Below are 17,869 nucleotides of genomic sequence, written 5' to 3' on the forward strand. Positions count from 1 at the left end.
GCCACTCAATTGTCAAAAAAAAATGATCCATTACACTCTTTTATTAGTATACTTAGCAAGAAATAGACATATTTTTGGAGGAAATATATATGAAAAAAATAATTGGATTGCTCGTTATGATCAGCATTTTTTCAGTCACACCTGCCTATGCTCATACGGGTCTTGATGAGTCAACACCAGCAGATGGGGAAACGGTGACTGAAGCGATTGAAGAAATTTCACTTCAATTTAATACCGTGATTGAAGAATCAAGCAATATTGAAATCATACGTGAAAATGGTCAAGTAGTTGAAACGAAGACGATTGAAATCGATCAAAACACCTTAACCGCGCACTTCCTAGATCCTTTATCTAACGGTACGTATGATGTAGCGTGGGATATTATTGGTGAAGATGGACACCAAATTCAAGATGTCTACTCCTTCACAGTTGAAGATCCTGATCAAGAAGTTGGTATCATGAATGACCCTATAATCCCTGAAGAAGAAAGCGTGGAAAATGATTCGGGTGATGTGCCATCATCATCGACGAATACGACCATGATGCCGATTGTGATTGTGGTATTGGCCGCCGTTGCAATTGGGTCTACGATCTTTTTCCTACGCAGGAAAAAACAATGACCACGCTTTTTCTGACAGAGACAATGCTTTACTTGTCTTTGTCTTTTTTAGTAGGGATGCTGATTGTTGAACTTGTTCCCTCAAACATGAAGCCTTCCATCAATATAAAACGTAGTTGGATCTCTTATGCAGTAGCAGGAGTCATGATTTTTTCATTCGCTCCATTGATCCCGCTGATTTTACGAATAAGTGATTCCCGTGGGTTTCTAGAGGGATTGTTGCAAGTGTTAACCAAATATACTGCTGGGCAAGCTTGGCTTGCTACTCTCTGTATTGCCATTTTATTTTTTGTTCTCCTCGTTTACTCAAAAGGAGGAAAACAAGGGTCTATTGCAGTTCCTGCCCTGGTTTTAGCTTTGGGATTAATTGTGACACTTGGTTGGTCCAGTCATCCACAATCCATCTCCCCTTCACTTGGCATTTTATATTACACCATGCACCTTGTTGCTATTACTGCTTGGGTAGGTACCCTGATTGTGATCAGTTTTTTATCGAACAATGAATCGAACTGGTCAGCGTTTTTAAAATGGTTTACTCCACTTGCGATTGGTTGCTTAATCTTAACGCTCATTAGCGGTTATTTGATGATGACCATAATGATGGACGTAAGTCAGTATCCTGCTACATGGGTTGTCAATTATGGGCAAGCCTTATTGATCAAGCATTTGTTATTCATTCCTGTCTTTTTATTTGCGTGTATCAATGGATTTTGGGTAAAGAAAAAATTACAAGACCCTTCTTACCAACCAAAACCTTGGGCAAAAGCGGAAAGCGTGATCTTATTTTTTATTTTTTCTGTGACCGCAGTGATGAGTCAGCAAGCACCACCAAATGATCTTGCAAATACGATTCGAATCGACGGTGTTTCGCCTCTATTTAAATCGATGACCGGCAATACGATGATTGAATTTGCCCACCTCACCCTTGAATGGAACCTAAATACGATTCTATTATGTGGTTTATCCGTCTTATTTATTGTCTTATTCTTTTTATCCTTTGCTAAAAAGGCACCTGCAGCTTTTACATTCATTCTTGGACTAGCACTTACATTCTCCCTTTATATCATGATAATGGCGAGTGCGAGTGTTTCGTAAAACGAGACACTCAGCTCAACCTAGCGATTCCACACATGTATGAATCTATTTAAAAACGAACTAAGACCACCCTCATCAGGATGGTCTTTCTTTTCACTCGGATAAACCCACTAATTCTTCAATTTGAGCATGGATGGATTGTTGTATTTTATTGACTTGCTCAAAATCCATAGACTCTATATAAATGGACTCTAGTTCATCATGCAGGTATTTTGCTTTCTTTAAACATGCAATGCCTTCATCCATTTTGACATTATAACGCTGCCTAATTTCCTGAATGGCCTCAGCATTCTCTTCATCCGTACCAGGTGGAATAATTTTCTCATACGTATCGAGGATTTCGTCTCCCTCTCGTTCTGGAAAATATTCATGTGGTGCGGTACTGTCGAAAATAGCAAAACCTAGTTCACGTACAATGACCATGTTTAAGTTTTCTGGATCAAATCCGCAATGATAAACTTCTACATCTAACCCACACTGTTCCGCTTTTTTTGCTAGCTTCTTTAGTAAAGTGGATTTACCTGTACCTGGTCTTCCTTTTATAAAATAACGTTTTGGTAGTTCATACGTTAGGTTTGGAATATAATCGACGGCACCTTGCGAGGTAACTGCCCCTAAAAACCGGTGCTTCACATCTGCCTTTTTATGAAGATGAACATTTCCAACAAGCTTTTTAATGTAGTTTTCTGCAAGTTGATCGGCTACTTTACGGTCTATTTTATCGATATAAATCTCTTCCCATTCATCATGAATCGCAAGTGCTTCTCCAAATGTTTTATATGCTTCTTCATAGCACTCTTCTATCTTCTCATTGTAGTCAGCTACCTCTTCAACATGTGACTGAAGTTTTCTACTATCCCAATCCTGACCGAGATTGACGTACTCTTCCTTTGCTCCCGGAGCGGATGGTTCCAAAATATGAGGGGCGGTCCCATCTACTAGACCGATTTGAAGGGATGGAATAATCACGCCATCTAATGAATCTGGATCTGATGAACAATGAATCCATTCAATGTCAAAGCCTTTTTCAAGCCAAATATGACCAATCTGCTTCATAAGAGTCGACTTTCCCGTACCAGGTCCACCTTTCATAATCCACAACCTGCTAAGCGAATCGACATTTGATTCAATGAAATGATGGTATCCTTTCGCGGTATTTCCCCCAGTAAAATAATGACGTATCTTACCAGTCATGCTGTACCCCTCCCTTGATGATGGCCACCCGATTATATATATGAGGGGATGAGGGAAATATAACTTAAATTATCGAAGGCGCAAAGGCTTCTACTGAACTTCAATCGAATTCTACGACACTTCCGTAAAACTTATGCGTTTCTAACACGGAATTATCAGAAAGAGTAGTTACATGAGCATTTAATTCCTTATCATAATTGAATATTCCTGGTCCGAATCTATAACTCAAATCGTTATAAGAAATATCAACAGAAAATATATAACCATATGGAAGTGCCGTTATAGATGGATTCGTCCAAAAATGGTCAACCCTGTGGAACGCGCGGGCCTCCCTACTTGCAGGCTGAGCTCCCTGACACTCGAACCTATACGGTAGTCGGCTTTCGATTCAGGGACAATCATTTTAAAGAAGTACCGTCTATTGAAAAAATAACAACCCCTTTTTAAGAGTTTTTATTTTCTATTATTTTGTAAATGCCATGCATAAAAAAGGTACATTTTACACCTATTAAAGCGATTACATGTGCTTCAAAACTTCTAAGCAGTCAGATGTAAAAAAGATCACCTCACAATTGTGGGATGATCTTTTTTGCTGTTTAATAAACTTTAACCCGCTCGTATGCGCTACAATCTGGATCAATCCTAATTCAAAACAACCCAAAACCCCCCTGCACCTTGAACAAGTGTAGGGGGGTTTTTACTTCTGCTAATCTTAGTTATGTTAACTTCACCTATTTCACGCGCTTTTGTTTTGGAAGAAAGAAAGAGTACGAAACATCAAGATTCTCAGCTAAAGCATGTAATTTAGACACCGTTAATTCCAATAAACCTTCTTCATAATAGGCTAATATACTTTCATCAACTCGTATCATTTTAGATAATTCCATTTGTGTTAACTCTTTTTCTTGTCTTAACTCTTTTATTTTTTTGCCTACAAAGTTGTTTATCTCGTTGTTTAACATTTATAATCCGCCTTTTCTATGTTGTGTCAACCTTTTATTATTTTTTGTCGGCACTGAATTCGTTACCAAAGTTGATTTCCACTTTCTAAAACTGTTGATTTAAATAACAAATTCTTTCAATAGGGGATTCTTGACACTCCCACAGCTTTTTTTCTTCAGCAGCCGCGACCTGTTTTCGTGCCATCAATTCTTTGAGGGACTCCATTAGAAGGTTATCTTCAGGGAAAGCTCTTATACACGAGGTTGCTGGTCGGCGTACGCACTAGAGATATCTCGAGGCGTCACAAAAATAGTCAGATGATTCTAAATCGAAAGGAGGTCTCTCCCGTGAGATTATTGTCCTATGCGATTAAACCAATATAACCGATAGATAATAGAAATAATTTGAACGATTGTTAGTAATATTAAGGTAATGCCAAAAGTAATAACGATCCAAATATTTTCAGTTCCATCGTGTTCATGCTTCATAAATAATATTATTACTATACTAAGAACAATAACAACCATCCATTCTAAAAATGGAGAAAATAAATATCGTAGTTCTTCATCATACAATACCACCCTGTTCTCTTTCTTTAATCCATTCATCAATGCTATCTATTTTAAACAAAATTCGTCTACCAATCTTGACTGAAGGATGTCACGATTTCTAACAAATTTAAATACTGTATATTGAGAAACAGCTAAGTAGATTGCCACTTCAGCTGTTGTGACAGTAGTTCTTCCTATTCAATTAAAACACGTCCAATCATTTAATTTATCATTTATATTTCCTGTAAGCAAGAAGCGCATCTCCAGATAACGGCTTATTCACATCCTTATTATGCCATCAACAAATACAGTAGCGATTTTGATTAACTTTCTCTCCATCCTCAATAATCCGTCTCTGTGTAAACTTTAAATCGTTTTTATCGCTTGCTCACCAAAGGTCTTTTTCACCATGTCTTCCATCGGCGGGTTATGGAGACCCATTCGAACGTCTAAGTAGTATCGTTGCATCGGGTTTTTTTGTGACATTGCTTGTGGACCAACAATTCTCATCGCTTTATCCACAATATCAATGGCTGCATTTGTCACGGTAACTTTAGCAGATGAAAGGAGCGCGCGAAGTTGCTCTTTATCATTCGATTCCTCATACGATTGTGCGGCATGGTATAGAACTTGGCGTGCACTGAGCAATTGAATATCCATTTCGCCGATTTCCTGTTGAATGTTGGGCATTGACCCAATTGGTTTTCCAAGTGAAGCTGGTGTGTAGGAAGCAGCAAATTCAACAGCTTCATCTCTTGCAGCTCCCGCAATCCCGATGTAACAAGCCGGGATATGAAGTTGCCAACCTGGTGTCCACGGTTTGCTTTTTTTATCATGTCTTTTTAGTATAAAGTCTTTTGGAATAACTACTTTATCCATTACAAGATCATGACTCGCTGTCCCCCTCATCCCTACACTATCCCACGTTTTTAGAATGGAGACTCCTGTTGTTTCTCTCGGCACAACAAAAGTAGCAATCTCTTGTGATTTTTCGATTGTTGCTGTCACAAAAAAATAATCAATTAACGGTGCTAATGACGTATAAGACTTCTTACCAGAAATCACCCAATGATCGCCCGATTGTGTTGCAGTTGTCCCTGGTAACGCACCGCGCATAGGGCTCCCTGCACCTTTCTCAGTCGATGCCGTGTTGATTAACGCACCTTGCTTAATCTTATCCAATAACCAGTCTGTTACATTTTTATTCCAATGACGCTTTTCGCTAAATTCAAGTAAACTCCCAACATGCCAACCAATCGATAGCGCTGTTGCTCCGCTTCCTTTTGCAATTAGCTCTTGTCCAAGAACAAATGAATACAACCCCATTCCCTGTCCTCCAAATTGTTTTGAAAGCGTTAAGGTATGATAGCCGATTCCTTTTAATGCATCTATATTTTCTTTTGGCAATGAATTTAATTGATCAAGTAATGGTTCTCTTTTTTTGAAAAGCGGTCGTAATTTTTCCAGTTCTCGAACCATTTCTCTTTGCTCGTTAGTGCGGACGAAATCGTACAAAAAACCACTCCTGTCTAACATCGTTTTCTTTCCGTATACCTTAAGAATATGCATAATTACCATTCTATGTTTTAACTAAATAAAAAAGAAGCGTAACACGATGTCCGCTTCTCTTTTCTCTATAATTTTTTTGATGCTAAATGAGACTCATTTGTAGCATTATTTTGGTCCAGCAAACGTTGAAGTAGCAAGGTGCTTTGCGGTAACGACACATTAACAATTGACCCAAGAAATAGTGCCATAATGAGGGTTCCAACACCAACAGGTCCTCCAAGGGAAAGGCCAATAACTAGCACGACAAGCTCGATTCCTCTCCGAACCTTACTGATGCTCCAACCTGTTTTTTCTACAATCATCATCATCACCGTGTCTCTAGGACCAGCACCGAGATTGGCAGAAACATAAATTCCTACACCATATCCCATCACCACGATACCAATACAAAAAACCGTTATAACTCCGGTCAAAGTGGAGGGTTCTGAAATCAAGAAATTAAATACATCAATAAAAATTCCGATCAACACCATATTTAAAACGGCTCCGACTCGAGGTGGCTTCTTTGTCACAATCACGGTTACACCGATAATGAGAACCCCCATAATGATCGACCACGTGCCTACGGTTAAACCAAGTTGTTGAAATAATCCAACATGTAAAACATCCCAAGGACCTATACCCAAGCGTTGTCCTTTTATTGTTAAGCTAACTCCAAGTGCCAACAGGACAAGACCTGTCATAAAAAAGAGCCAACGTAACAAATAGTTCCGGCTCATCCATCCTACCTTCTTTCCTTACAAAAATTCATTCGCCCCCCTAAGGGTCTATTGCTCCACTTTACCACAAAATGACTGTATGAGGGGTAAAAGAATTTTTACAATTTTTGAAGGTTATACTACAGGAAGATCGGCTGAGACCTATAGCTTGTTGTGGGCGACAATTCATCGGGGAGATAAAAATCACTAAAAGAGTCCGCTTTTGTCGGGCTCTTTTCCTATTCTATTAAAACTGTTAACTACTTAAGTTAAATCAACTAGTTTAGCCTCTGTCACTTGAAGTAAATCCGACACACTCAATTCGACTTGGGTCCCAACTTGCCCTGCACTTACTATGATCGAAGACAAGTTTGTAGCTTGGTTAGCAACAAAAGTTGGATATTTTTTTTTCATGCCAATCGGCGAACAACCACCTTTAATGTAACCTGTTATGGATTGAATATCCTTGACAGGCACCATGTCTATTTTCTTTTCTTCAACTGCTGATGCTGCCTTTTTTAAACTTAGTTCTCTTTGCACCGGCACGAGGAAAACATAAACTTGCTTTGAAGACCCATGTGTGACAAGCGTTTTAAACACTTCTTCAACGGTTCGGTTTATTTTTACCGCAACGGAAGCGCCATCCAGCAATCCATCATCTATATCGTATTGAAATCTTTCATACATAATACCGCTTGAATCCAGCTTCCTCATTGCATTCGTTTTTCCCTTTGCGCTTTTTGCCACCTCAATCACCACCATCCCATTGTGTAAATAGTTTTATTATAGCTGATTTTGAATACTTTGATTTCAAAAGTGTTGAAGAGACCATAAAACGTTCGTTTTGTGTAATACAATTAAAATCATCAATCTTAATAAGAAGAAATATTATTTCTGTGAAATGTTTATATTTTATATTGAATACTTTTTACCAATTGCCTTTTCATGTGCCTAAAAACAGAAAAGCCATCCCAATTGGAGTGGCACGACATCAGATAGATCCTACAGGATCACTTCTACTATCTTTTTCTATAAGAAATAACAATATTAACGACTGACAAAAGAACGATAGCTATAAACAAATATGAATTTTCATACATTTCTAGGTTTATTTCATCTGCCGCATAGCCTAATACGATAAGATCTAACATAGAAACCACTACAAAAATAAATGAAATGACCACAACAGTAACCCAATTAATTAGCTTAAAATGCTTACTAAAAAAAGTAACGATCAAAAACAAAACAATCGAAATGACTAAAAAGAATATAAACGTATAGTTGATAAAATCGAAAGCCTCATGCGACATCACAACAACCCCCTTCATGGATAAAAAAATCTACTTTAAAAAGAAGTTTATGAGTTACACTGATGGATTACATGCTTTAAGAACAGATTGCGTGTAGCCTACGCTTTTACGAGCTGGGAGAAAATCCCGTAAAGCACTATCAAAAAAGACGCCATCTTTTTTCAAGAAAAGCGCCCGTTTTATGGCTTAACAAATTATCTGTTAAGCCTTGATAAAAATGGCTCAAAACGTATAATGACGGATAGAATTCAGTGTGATTCGTCAGTCAAAATTTTAGAACCTTACTTGTTGATCCAGGTTCATCTTCCCATGATTTGAAAAAATCGTTCAGGCTTCGATACATCTTAATCCTAAAATATAGTCATAAATTATTCTTCTACATTATTGTTGATATTACCTTCCAGATTCGAATTCTTTTTTCTTGTTTAATATCTTCGTAGGAATGCAAATAACTTGCCCCGGCATTTGGTGATTATCATTCTTTTATACGTTCAACTTTTTCAATAGCTGCTGAATTATGAACGATAACTTTTTTACTTGGTGGCATTAAGGCGTTTTCAACCATGGCAAGTGCGACTTGCTCCGCGTGAATAGCGCGATAAGAACGCAGCGGACCAACCATTGTCCAACCTATCAATCCCATCATTTTAGCACCAACTATTTCTCCTAAGCGGAATTCTTCTCGATCGCCAACCAGGAGTGATGGTCGAAAAATTTGCAATCGTGGTAAGTCCATTTCTTTTAATTGTTCTTCCAACAGGCCTTTTATACGATTATAAAAAAAGATAGATGATGAATCGGCACCTATTGCTGAAATAACAAGGAATTGTTGTGCATTATTTTTTTTGGCAATCGAAGCAAATTGAATTGGATAATCCAAATCCACTTGGCGAAACGCTTCTTTTGATTTTGCTTGTTTCATTGTCGTCCCTAAACAACAGAATACATCATCTACAGGTCCAATGTCTGCGCTCTCTAAATCGTTGAAATCAATTTTTTTTACTTTAATCTTAGGGTGGTGTTGATCTACAGAGCGTCTTGTAATCACGATAATTGATTCATATTCATTTCGACTACAAAGCTCTTTGACTAGCTCCTGCCCTACTAACCCAGTTGCCCCAATAACAGCTCCTGTACGTTTATTCATATGTATTACCACTCCTACTGTACAATTTATTTTTATTTAACCCGGCTCCATTAGAGTGGGTAAAATGATGCAAAATTATCACATGCGCATAATCTAGGCATATCGCTCTTTTTATCTGGTTTTTCTCTGTTCCTAACTTCACGGACTACTTGATACAATTCTAGATTAGTATAAGCCGTTGGACTCAGTGAAAGCAAGATAGTGGAAGTAAAGCGTCTGAGTGAAAACTTGATTGCATTTTAAGGAATCTTTAATACAACAAAAAAAGCGAGCTGCCATTTGCTATACTAAATAAAAAAATAGATTAAATGAGGTGCATTAACTTGGATAAAAACACAATTGAACAACGCATTATAGAGTTAAAGATGGAATACGTTCGTGCGCAGGATGATTTAGAAAAGCATGAATCAGTTGGAGCTGATGCAACATCTGCCGAAAAAAGACTCGTGATAATTGAAGCGGAACTAGAGGAACTGAGGAAACTACACTTGTAAGGGGAGTTAATAAAGTTAAAAGAACGATGCACTTTTTGAGCATCGTTCTTTTATTATAAAAACTTTAGGAATTATTTATTTGTAAGCAACGTCTCTTGCCGACCGAGGTTAAACGAGCACATCCGCTTTAAAGAGGTGCTACAATTTCAACTTTTATACGGTCAGGGTCCTCCGCATAGAGAGCATAATGACTAGGCCCACCAGCATATGGGTACTGGTCTTCATACAACAAACGATCCCCCCGCCCTTTTATTTGAGCGGCAAGTGAATCAACTTGCTTTTTTGATGATGCATAAAAAGCCAAATGATTCAGCCCCACTCGCTTGCGATGATACCCAGCTTCTGAGTGTTCTTTGTCAACCTGTACAAACACAATGTAAGTATCACCATGCTTTAAGCTAAATCCGTGTTCCCAGCTTTGAAATGACTCATAGCCAAGTTCATCTAATAACCAAGTCCAATATTCTCTTGTTCGTTCAAGATCGGAAACATACAACTCAATATGATGAAGCACTCACTTTCCACCCTTTCATATACACAAATTTCTTCTTACCTATCCATTCACTTCCACCTCACGCAATTTCTCCTGGGCAGGTGCTTTTTGAAATAGGGTTGAACGATCTCTCCAAATGAAGAACAGCGATAGTACAAATGACAAAATATCCGCTATAGGAAAGGCGATCCAAACACCCACCAAACCGAAGAAGGATGGTAAAATAAGCACGAGCGGAATTAAGAATACCAGCTGTCTAGACATTGATAATACAAGCGATATTTTTGCCTTACCGAGCGCTTGATAAAGACCTCCCGAAACCATTTGAAAACCAATGATTGGTGCGGCAAGGAATACCCAACGCATTGCTTCTTCTCCGCCTTTAACCACTGTCGGATCAGTTGAAAAAATAGACATCATAGCTCCAGGGAAAAGCATCGTTACAACCCAAACAAACGTTGCCAGTCCACTTGAGATGATGATTCCAAGCTTTAACGTGTCACTCACTCGATGATAAAGCTTGGCACCATAGTTGTAGCCAATAATCGGCTGCATCCCTTGAACAATTCCAAACATGGGCATGATTGCGAACATCATGATTCGATTAATGATTCCAAAAATCGCCACAGCCGTATCACCACCATGCAACACTAGCATCCAGTTAACAGCGATAAACATAAAGCTTCCTGCTACTTGACGGACAAACGTAGCTGAACCAATCCCAACAATCTCTTGTACAACATTCAACTTTGGCACTAGTCCAATCCATTTAAACGTAAGCGAGCTTTTTCCCGTCCAGAAATACAAGAATATCCAAACTGCCCCTACCGCTTGTGAAATAACGGTTGCAATGGCTGCTCCAGCTACCCCCATGTCTAACCAGAAAATAAAAATTGGATCCAGCACGATGTTCAATCCCGCTGAAATAATCATTGTCAGCATGGCCACTTTGGCATTTCCTTCAGAACGAACAATATTATTGGATGCCATCATAAAAGCTTGAAAAAGAGCACCATACAAAATGATTGACATATATTCACTCGCATAAGGAAGAACATCCTGTGTTGCTCCAAATGCAACTAAAATCGGATCCAAAAAGCTTAATGACAATCCAACCATTATTATACTAAATAACCCTACGAGCCACATAACATGACCGAACACTTCATTGGCTTTTCCTAATTTCCCCTCACCAAGTCTTCTAGAAATAATAGATGCTCCACCAATTCCAATAGCTGCTGCAAAGGCTGTGATGATCAATTGAAGCGGGAAAGAAATAGAAAGTGCAGCTACCGCTTGTGTGCCCACGCCTCGTGCGATATAAAATGTATCTGCGATATTGTATAATGCCATAACGAACATTCCTATAAACGCCGGAAGCGAAAATCGCATCATAAGTTTAGGTATTTTATCCGTTCCTAGCTGAGTACTTTGCTGTTTCATTTTTCTTTCACTCCTTCCTCTTGTTTGATTTTAGCGATGGCATTTGTGGCCATTCTTTTTAAAAGACCAACTACAATGACTTTTTCTTCATCCGTAAAATCTTCTGTTAATGTATTGGTCCAGTCTTTCAAAATAGATCTGATCATCGGCTCCATGTCCAAGGCTTTTGCTGTTAAGCAGACAAGGTGTGAGCGTCGATCTGTAGCATGAGGTTTTCTTGTTACATAGCCCTCATCTTCAAGTTTTTTCACTGCGCGAGCCGTAGTCGTCTTATCAATATTAAGTACATTCGCCATCTGTTCCTGCGTCTGCTCTTTTTTTTCGAACAATACCATCAAAAATTTCACTTGTCCCTCACCGAGCCCATACTCGTCGAAAGTTTTGCTTAAGTGCATATATCCATAACGATGAACAGTAGACAGCCACCGTCCAGCCGATTCATATGATCGTTGATTTTCCATCTTTATACTCTCCATTCCGTTTATTTCATCTGCAATCCATTATAGCAAAAAAGTAGTTGCATTAGCAACCTTTCGTGAGCAGAAGTATAATTTGCTACTTTACAAGAAGTACATCAACCATTATGATGAACGTGGCAAACAAACTGCATATGAAAGTCGATACACTAGGGGTGCTCGTAAGGGCTGTGATGAGAACATTTTGTTCCGATCCCTCATTACCCGATCCAGATAATACTGGCGTGGGGAAGTGTGGTGACTCATCATTCACAGTAACTGGCGAACGTCCGACTTGATGATGAAGTAGCTGCATTTCCTTTCAAGGATGCAGCTTTTTGTTTTGTCTAAAAACACATCATCAGGGGGAATTATATATGTCAAATACTCAATCACCTGAAACACCAGGCACAGGAATCGCATGTGGAACAAGTCAAATTGTCGGCTGTCGCTTTTCTCTTCACCCGATGTCCGATTCCTTTGTTTCTCTTATCAATGAAGCTTTTGAGAAAGTAGATACCTCGAAAACTTGGCGTTTCACCGACGATGTGAGCACCTTGGTCCGAGGACGTGAAGAACACGTTTTTGACGTGGTCAAAGCAATGGTTCTTCACGCAACGAAAACAGGTGTTCATGTCGTTTTAACTGCTACATTTTCAGTTGGTTGCCCAGGTGATTCTGACGGTGACACGTTTATGGCAGAAGATAATATTCGTTTAAATGAGCCCAACGTCAAAAATCTTAAACAATACGTTTCTTCTCAATTTGCTCTTTACCCAATGGGAGATCCAGATTATATGGAAACCATCATGGATCAGGTTGAGTTGGCGAAAAACCACGGCACACTAAATAAAAGCGTTCACTATGCGAGCGGCCTTCATGGAGATATTCATGATGTTTTTAACACATTAGAGGATGTTTTTAACAATGCCAAGAAAAGTAACAGCGCACATATCGTGATGACAGTAAACATGAGCATCAATAGTCCCTCTCACAAATCAGAGGAAAATTAAATGTTAGCTAAATGGAAGCTCTCTGAAATAATTGTCTTGTCTGTTTTAGCGGTTGTCTTCGGTGTGGTGTATCTTGCATTCGTTCAATTAGGTAATGTGATGGCCGGAATAATGGGACCGATTGGCTATGAATGGATTTTTGGTATTTGGTTCATCGTTTCGATTATCGCTGCTTACATCCTTCGTAAGCCAGGTACAGCATTTTTATCTGAAACGATTGCTGGTACGGTCGAGGTGTTAATCGGAAGTGCAACAGGTCCAATGCTAATCGTAACCGCAATGGTTCAAGGTGCTGGAGCTGAAGCCGTCTTTGCTGCAACACGCTACAAACGTTGGAGTGTTTGGGTACTGATGCTTGCTGGTATGGGGTCGTCTGTTACAAGTTTTGCGTGGAGCTATTTTATTTCAGGATACGGTGCGCTAGATTCAGGTTATGTCACACTTATGTTCGTGCTGCGTTTAGCAAGTGGTGCCATTTTAGCTGGTTTACTCGGGAAATGGATTTCTGATGGGCTGTATCAAACAGGCGTATTGAACAGCTATGCCATTGCACGCGCTAAAAAGAGGGATACATATGAAGAAGCGTCTTGATCACGTCGTCATCTCTTTTGACCAGGTAACCTACCGACATTCCGAAGAGCTTGATCCTGTTTTAAATGAACTTTCCTTTGTAGTAAATCAAGGTGACAGTGTACTGCTTTCAGGACCGAGTGGCGCTGGCAAGAGCACTTTAACAATGTTAATGAACGGGATACTACCAGAAAACGGAAACGGTGTAATAGATGGACGAATTAAATGGTTCGGAACAGTCTCTACCAACTGGGTTGCTGGGTCCATATCCAAAAAGATTGGAGTGATGTTCCAAGATCCTGATAGCCAATTTTGTCAGACGACCGTTGAAGAAGAAATTGCTTTCGGACTCGAAAATCTCCATTTACCAAGGACCGAAATGGTTCAGCGTATACATACTTCTTTAGCAAGCGTCGGATTAGATGGGTTTGAACAACGAACGATTCACCAATTATCTGGTGGCCAAAAACAGCGAGTGGCCCTTGCTTGTCTACTCGCCATGAAAACGGAGATCTTGTTACTAGATGAACCGTTCGCCAATATCGATCCTTTATCAAGAAGAGAGCTAATTGCTTGTTTATTTGAATTAAAACAAACGTTTGATTTAACTATCATCGTGATTGATCATGATCTTCATGGCTGGGTCGAATGGATTGATCGCGCTTTATTGCTAGATACAGACGGACGCATTCAATTGGATAAACCGATGGATAAAGCTCTGAGTGATCATTATGACGTTTTTGAAGAGTTGACGATTGCACTTCCACTCTTTATTCAAGTGCAGAAGATCCACGGTCAGTGCGTTTATGTAAAGGAAAAACATTGGAAAAAGCATGCGAGCGAACAACAATGCGATCTACTTCACGAAAAGATCAAAATTAAGCCAAAAAAAGAGACTAACACCCCTCCTTTAATCCAAGCAGAGGCACTCACGTATTCAGTTGAAGGGAAAGACATTTTACAAAATGTTGATCTAGATATTTTACAAGGAGAAACCATTGCGTTTTGTGGCCATAATGGGGCTGGAAAAAGTACGCTCGCCCTTTTGTTGGCAGGTCTCTTTAACCGCTATACAGGGAAGGTTTATCTCCAAGGAAAACCTCTAGAACACCTTTCTTCACAAGAGGTTCGCAGTCAAATTGGCTATGTATTTCAAAATCCTGAGCATCAGTTTGTTGAGCATACAGTCAAAGAAGATGTTGGCTTTGGCTTAAAACTAAAACGGTTACCTGAAGAAATTGTGTCAGAACGAATTCAGTCTCAGCTGCGATCAATCGGACTAGTAGGTTATGAAGATCACCACCCTCTCTCTTTAAGCCAGGGACAAAAAAGAAGGTTAAGCGTTGCGAGTATGACAATTGATGACCAGACACTTCTTTTATTGGATGAACCAACCTATGGACAGGATGCAAAGTCATTAAAAAACCTTGTTGGCATGATTCAAGAAAGAAAACAGCAAGGAAAAACGACTGTTATGGTTACCCACGATATGGAGCTTGTTCAGGAAGTTGCTGATCGTACGTTGCTTTTATCAGACGGAAAAAAGATTTTTCAAGGTCCGACATCATCACTTTGGCAACTCGGAGAAGAAACGTTGGAACAGCACGGGCTCGTTCTACCCTCCTCTGTGAAATTGCGTACGTGGTTAGGAGGTCTGCCACGTGTGGCTACACACCATTAACCCATCGATTAAAATGCTGACAACACTATTCATGATTGTCGTTCTAGCGTTTTTTTTGGACCCGTTTCTTTATCTCTTTTTTTGGTTCGGTCTTATCCTTATTACTTTCACGCTGGCTCGTATTTCATGGAAAACGTGGGCACTGCTCACTGCGCCATTTCTCTTTATGGCAATTGGCTATGTATGGACCGCCATGTTATTTCCAAATAAAGCACTGATGGCAAATGAAACGATGCTTTGGCAGTGGGGCTGGCTCAGTTTAACAGAAGAATCGCTCGCTAGAAGTGCAGCACTTGGATTGCGGGTCATCCTGTTTTCAGCTCTTTCCCTACTGTTCGTTTTAACGACAAAGCCAACTGTCATGATGCTGAGTTTAATGCAGCAACTTAAACTCCCATCTCGTTTGGTCTATGGGATTATGGCTGGCTATCAATTTTTGCCTTTGATCAAAGAGGAATTTCACATTATGCAACGCGCACAACAAATACGAGGAGTTGGCCGACCACGTACATGGAAAGAACGCTTGTCACAGTGGAAAAGCTTTGTCATCCCTCTTTTAGCAAGCGCGATCCGAAAAGCAGAGCGCACTGCAATTGCCATGGAATCAAAAGGTTTCACTGGAGAACCGCGTACCCACTGGTATCGAACTATTCAAGTCAAAAGACGGGATGCTTTATTTGTGGGATTGATGGTAGGATTATTTGCCCTCTCTTATGCTGTTTCTAATTTGATTGTGTAAAGATTTTTTAACACCCTACCTGATCTACAATATCAAAGAAGAACTTTCCCTTTTCTTCTATTATATATTAAAAGAGCATGCATTGATTTTAAGTCATCCACTGTTTACCTCCCCCCTAGAAAGATTTTCTGCTAGGATGAAACCGTAAAATGCCGTATGATGGAGTGAGATCTTTATGAATATCGGAGGAATTTACACAAATGAGTGTTTTAAATGTAGAAAAAGTTGGACATACGTTCGGTGATCGTACGCTCTTTAAAGACGTATCGTTTCGCCTTTTAGATGGAGAACATATTGGACTTGTTGGAGCGAATGGCGTTGGCAAATCCACGTTAATGAGCATTTTAACCGGTGAGCTCATACACGATGAAGGAAAAGTAGAATGGCTACCAGGCACACACTACGGTTACCTGGACCAACATACGAGGTTAGCACCTGGGAGATCGATGCGTGATACACTTCGAGATGCATACCTTCCCTTGTTTAAAAAGGAAGAAGAGCTAAATGACATCACATCAAAAATGGCTGATGCAACGCCAGAAGAGCTCGAGCAGTTGCTTGAAGAAATGGCTGAAGTTCAAGATTCGCTAGACGCAGGTGATTTCTATTCGTTAGATTTAAAAATCGAAGAAGTTGCACGTGGTTTAGGTCTTGATGCGATTGGTTTAGATCGCGACGTTGCTGCACTTAGTGGTGGTCAACGTACAAAAGTATTACTTGCGAAACTACTTTTAGAAAAGCCTAAAGTTTTGTTATTGGATGAGCCTACAAACTATTTGGATGTAGAACACATCCATTGGCTGTCAATGTATTTAAAAGAATATCCGCATGCATTTTTACTTATCTCACATGATACTTCGTTTATGAATGGCATCGTGGATATTATTCTCCACTTAGAATTTACGAAAATGAATCGCTACACAGCGACATATGATAAATTTTTAGAGTTGGCTGAACTAAATAAAAATCAGCATATCAACGCGTACGAAAAGCAGCAGGAATTCATTAAAAAGCAAGAAAGCTTTATCGCAAAAAACAAAGCACGTTACTCGACTACAGGCCGTGCGAAAAGTCGTCAAAAACAATTGGACCGAATCGAACGAATTGACCGTCCTGAAACAGCCGTTAAACCAACGTTTGACTTTAAAGAATCACGTGGAAGCAGTCGTTTTGTCATTGAAGCTGAAGAACTTGAAATTGGCTATGACCAACCACTACTACCTAAGCTCAATGTGACGATTGAACGTGGCGAAAAAATTGCTGTTGTCGGTTGTAATGGGGTCGGTAAATCAACTTTATTAAAAACGATTATGGGGAAAATCAACCCACTTGGCGGGAAAGTCATTCATGGAGATTTCCTTTACCCTTCTTATTTTGAACAAGAGCTTAAAGCAAGACCCATCACACCCATTGACGACGTGTGGAATGAGTTTCCTTCAATGGATCAAAACCAAGTTCGTTCTGCACTTGCTCGTTGCGGATTGAAAAACGAACACATTACTCGCCAAATGAATCAACTAAGCGGTGGTGAACAAGCAAAAGTTCGTTTATGCAAACTTATGATGCATGAAAGCAACTGGTTACTTTTTGATGAGCCTACCAACCACCTTGACGTTACAGCAAAAGAAGAATTAAAACGCGCACTAAAAGCATACAAAGGTACAATCATTCTCGTTTGCCACGAACCAGAATTTTACGAAGACTGGGCAACAACAACGTGGAATGTGGAAAACTGGTCGAATAACCTTTAAACTCAAAAATAAACTCTTTGTTAAATAAGGAAGTTTTACATCTTTTCCGCCTAACCAATCAATGATGTGATTTGACTAAATTCCCCCCATCCTACGAGAGGTGAA

19 protein-coding genes and 1 riboswitch are annotated in these 17,869 nt (G+C 39.5%); of the genes, 8 read left to right on the forward strand and 11 right to left on the reverse strand.

All coding sequences use genetic code 11. The annotated features are described in order from the left end of the window. Window positions 1–89: 89 nt before the first annotated feature. Together AB1471_RS03790 and AB1471_RS03795 are read left to right on the forward strand one after the other, a co-directional pair. A complete protein-coding gene (locus AB1471_RS03790; RefSeq protein ID WP_367778270.1) occupies window positions 90–620 on the forward strand; it encodes a copper resistance CopC family protein in 531 nt (176 codons plus the stop codon). Next, window positions 617–1,714: a CopD family protein gene (locus AB1471_RS03795; RefSeq protein WP_367778271.1), complete on the forward strand. Its 1,098-nt coding sequence runs from the start codon at window positions 617–619 to the stop codon at window positions 1,712–1,714. The genes AB1471_RS03790 and AB1471_RS03795 overlap by 4 nt, the downstream gene beginning before the upstream one ends. Window positions 1,715–1,807: 93 nt before the next feature. Here the strand turns inward: AB1471_RS03795 and AB1471_RS03800 are convergent, their stop codons facing one another. The 8 genes from AB1471_RS03800 to AB1471_RS03830 form a co-directional block, all read right to left on the reverse strand. Continuing rightward, entirely contained in the window at window positions 1,808–2,908 is a 1,101-nt protein-coding gene (locus tag AB1471_RS03800; RefSeq protein ID WP_367778272.1) for a PRK06851 family protein, read from the reverse strand. 731 nt (window positions 2,909–3,639) lie between these two features. After that, a complete protein-coding gene (locus AB1471_RS03805) occupies window positions 3,640–3,870 on the reverse strand; it encodes a helix-turn-helix domain-containing protein (protein ID WP_367778273.1) in 231 nt (76 codons plus the stop codon). Window positions 3,871–3,955: 85 nt separating this feature from the next. Continuing rightward, on the reverse strand, window positions 3,956–4,075 hold the full coding sequence (locus AB1471_RS18490) for a hypothetical protein (RefSeq protein WP_496350328.1): 120 nt from the start codon (window positions 4,073–4,075) through the stop codon (window positions 3,956–3,958). Between the two features lie 692 nt (window positions 4,076–4,767). Continuing rightward, window positions 4,768–5,916 carry an acyl-CoA dehydrogenase family protein gene (locus tag AB1471_RS03810; protein WP_437342326.1) on the reverse strand — a complete coding sequence of 383 codons (1,149 nt, stop codon included), beginning with the start codon at window positions 5,914–5,916 and terminating at the stop codon, window positions 4,768–4,770. Between the two features lie 119 nt (window positions 5,917–6,035). Beyond that, a complete protein-coding gene (locus tag AB1471_RS03815) occupies window positions 6,036–6,689 on the reverse strand; it encodes a YczE/YyaS/YitT family protein (protein ID WP_367778274.1) in 654 nt (217 codons plus the stop codon). Between the two features lie 243 nt (window positions 6,690–6,932). Further along, window positions 6,933–7,415 (reverse strand): Cys-tRNA(Pro) deacylase, encoded by a 483-nt coding sequence (gene ybaK / locus AB1471_RS03820; RefSeq protein ID WP_367778275.1) that lies wholly within the window; start codon window positions 7,413–7,415, stop codon window positions 6,933–6,935. A gap of 272 nt (window positions 7,416–7,687) precedes the next feature. Further along, complete coding sequence (locus AB1471_RS03825; RefSeq protein ID WP_367778276.1) at window positions 7,688–7,978, reverse strand: hypothetical protein; 291 nt, start codon at window positions 7,976–7,978, stop codon at window positions 7,688–7,690. Between the two features lie 475 nt (window positions 7,979–8,453). Then, window positions 8,454–9,125, reverse strand: coding sequence for an oxidoreductase (locus AB1471_RS03830; protein WP_367778277.1), 672 nt, complete (start codon window positions 9,123–9,125; stop codon window positions 8,454–8,456). A gap of 323 nt (window positions 9,126–9,448) precedes the next feature. Here AB1471_RS03830 and AB1471_RS03835 point away from each other — a divergent pair, with 323 nt between their 5' ends. After that, window positions 9,449–9,619 (forward strand): SE1832 family protein, encoded by a 171-nt coding sequence (locus tag AB1471_RS03835; RefSeq protein ID WP_367778278.1) that lies wholly within the window; start codon window positions 9,449–9,451, stop codon window positions 9,617–9,619. 127 nt (window positions 9,620–9,746) lie between these two features. On the opposite strand, the gene AB1471_RS03840 is transcribed toward AB1471_RS03835, so the two are convergent. The 3 genes from AB1471_RS03840 to AB1471_RS03850 are packed head-to-tail and all read right to left on the reverse strand — an operon-like array spanning window position 9,747 to window position 12,016. Further along, complete coding sequence (locus tag AB1471_RS03840) at window positions 9,747–10,133, reverse strand: VOC family protein (RefSeq protein ID WP_367778279.1); 387 nt, start codon at window positions 10,131–10,133, stop codon at window positions 9,747–9,749. A 39-nt stretch (window positions 10,134–10,172) separates the two neighbouring features. After that, on the reverse strand, window positions 10,173–11,555 hold the full coding sequence (locus tag AB1471_RS03845; protein WP_367778280.1) for an MATE family efflux transporter: 1,383 nt from the start codon (window positions 11,553–11,555) through the stop codon (window positions 10,173–10,175). After that, window positions 11,552–12,016, reverse strand: a complete 465-nt coding sequence (locus AB1471_RS03850) for a MarR family winged helix-turn-helix transcriptional regulator (RefSeq protein ID WP_367778281.1) — start codon at window positions 12,014–12,016, stop codon at window positions 11,552–11,554. Before AB1471_RS03850 ends, AB1471_RS03845 begins: the two co-directional genes overlap by 4 nt. A gap of 156 nt (window positions 12,017–12,172) precedes the next feature. Then, window positions 12,173–12,279, forward strand: a riboswitch (TPP riboswitch). 108 nt (window positions 12,280–12,387) lie between these two features. Between AB1471_RS03850 and AB1471_RS03855 the strand changes: the two genes are divergently transcribed. The 5 genes from AB1471_RS03855 (at window position 12,388) to AB1471_RS03875 (ending at window position 17,764) form a co-directional block, all read left to right on the forward strand. Further along, window positions 12,388–13,023: a YkoF family thiamine/hydroxymethylpyrimidine-binding protein gene (locus AB1471_RS03855; protein ID WP_367778282.1), complete on the forward strand. Its 636-nt coding sequence runs from the start codon at window positions 12,388–12,390 to the stop codon at window positions 13,021–13,023. Then, window positions 13,024–13,614: an ECF transporter S component gene (locus tag AB1471_RS03860; RefSeq protein ID WP_367778283.1), complete on the forward strand. Its 591-nt coding sequence runs from the start codon at window positions 13,024–13,026 to the stop codon at window positions 13,612–13,614. It begins immediately after the preceding gene. Further along, window positions 13,598–15,274, forward strand: a complete 1,677-nt coding sequence (locus AB1471_RS03865) for an ABC transporter ATP-binding protein (protein ID WP_367778284.1) — start codon at window positions 13,598–13,600, stop codon at window positions 15,272–15,274. Before AB1471_RS03860 ends, AB1471_RS03865 begins: the two co-directional genes overlap by 17 nt. Next, complete coding sequence (locus tag AB1471_RS03870; RefSeq protein ID WP_367778285.1) at window positions 15,255–16,013, forward strand: energy-coupling factor transporter transmembrane component T family protein; 759 nt, start codon at window positions 15,255–15,257, stop codon at window positions 16,011–16,013. The genes AB1471_RS03865 and AB1471_RS03870 overlap by 20 nt, the downstream gene beginning before the upstream one ends. 200 nt (window positions 16,014–16,213) lie before the next feature. After that, window positions 16,214–17,764, forward strand: coding sequence for an ABC-F family ATP-binding cassette domain-containing protein (locus AB1471_RS03875; protein ID WP_367778286.1), 1,551 nt, complete (start codon window positions 16,214–16,216; stop codon window positions 17,762–17,764). The last annotated feature ends 105 nt before the right edge of the window (window positions 17,765–17,869 follow it).

The organism is Jeotgalibacillus marinus (genome assembly GCF_040801915.1).
GTDB lineage: Bacteria > Bacillota > Bacilli > Bacillales > Jeotgalibacillaceae > Jeotgalibacillus > Jeotgalibacillus marinus.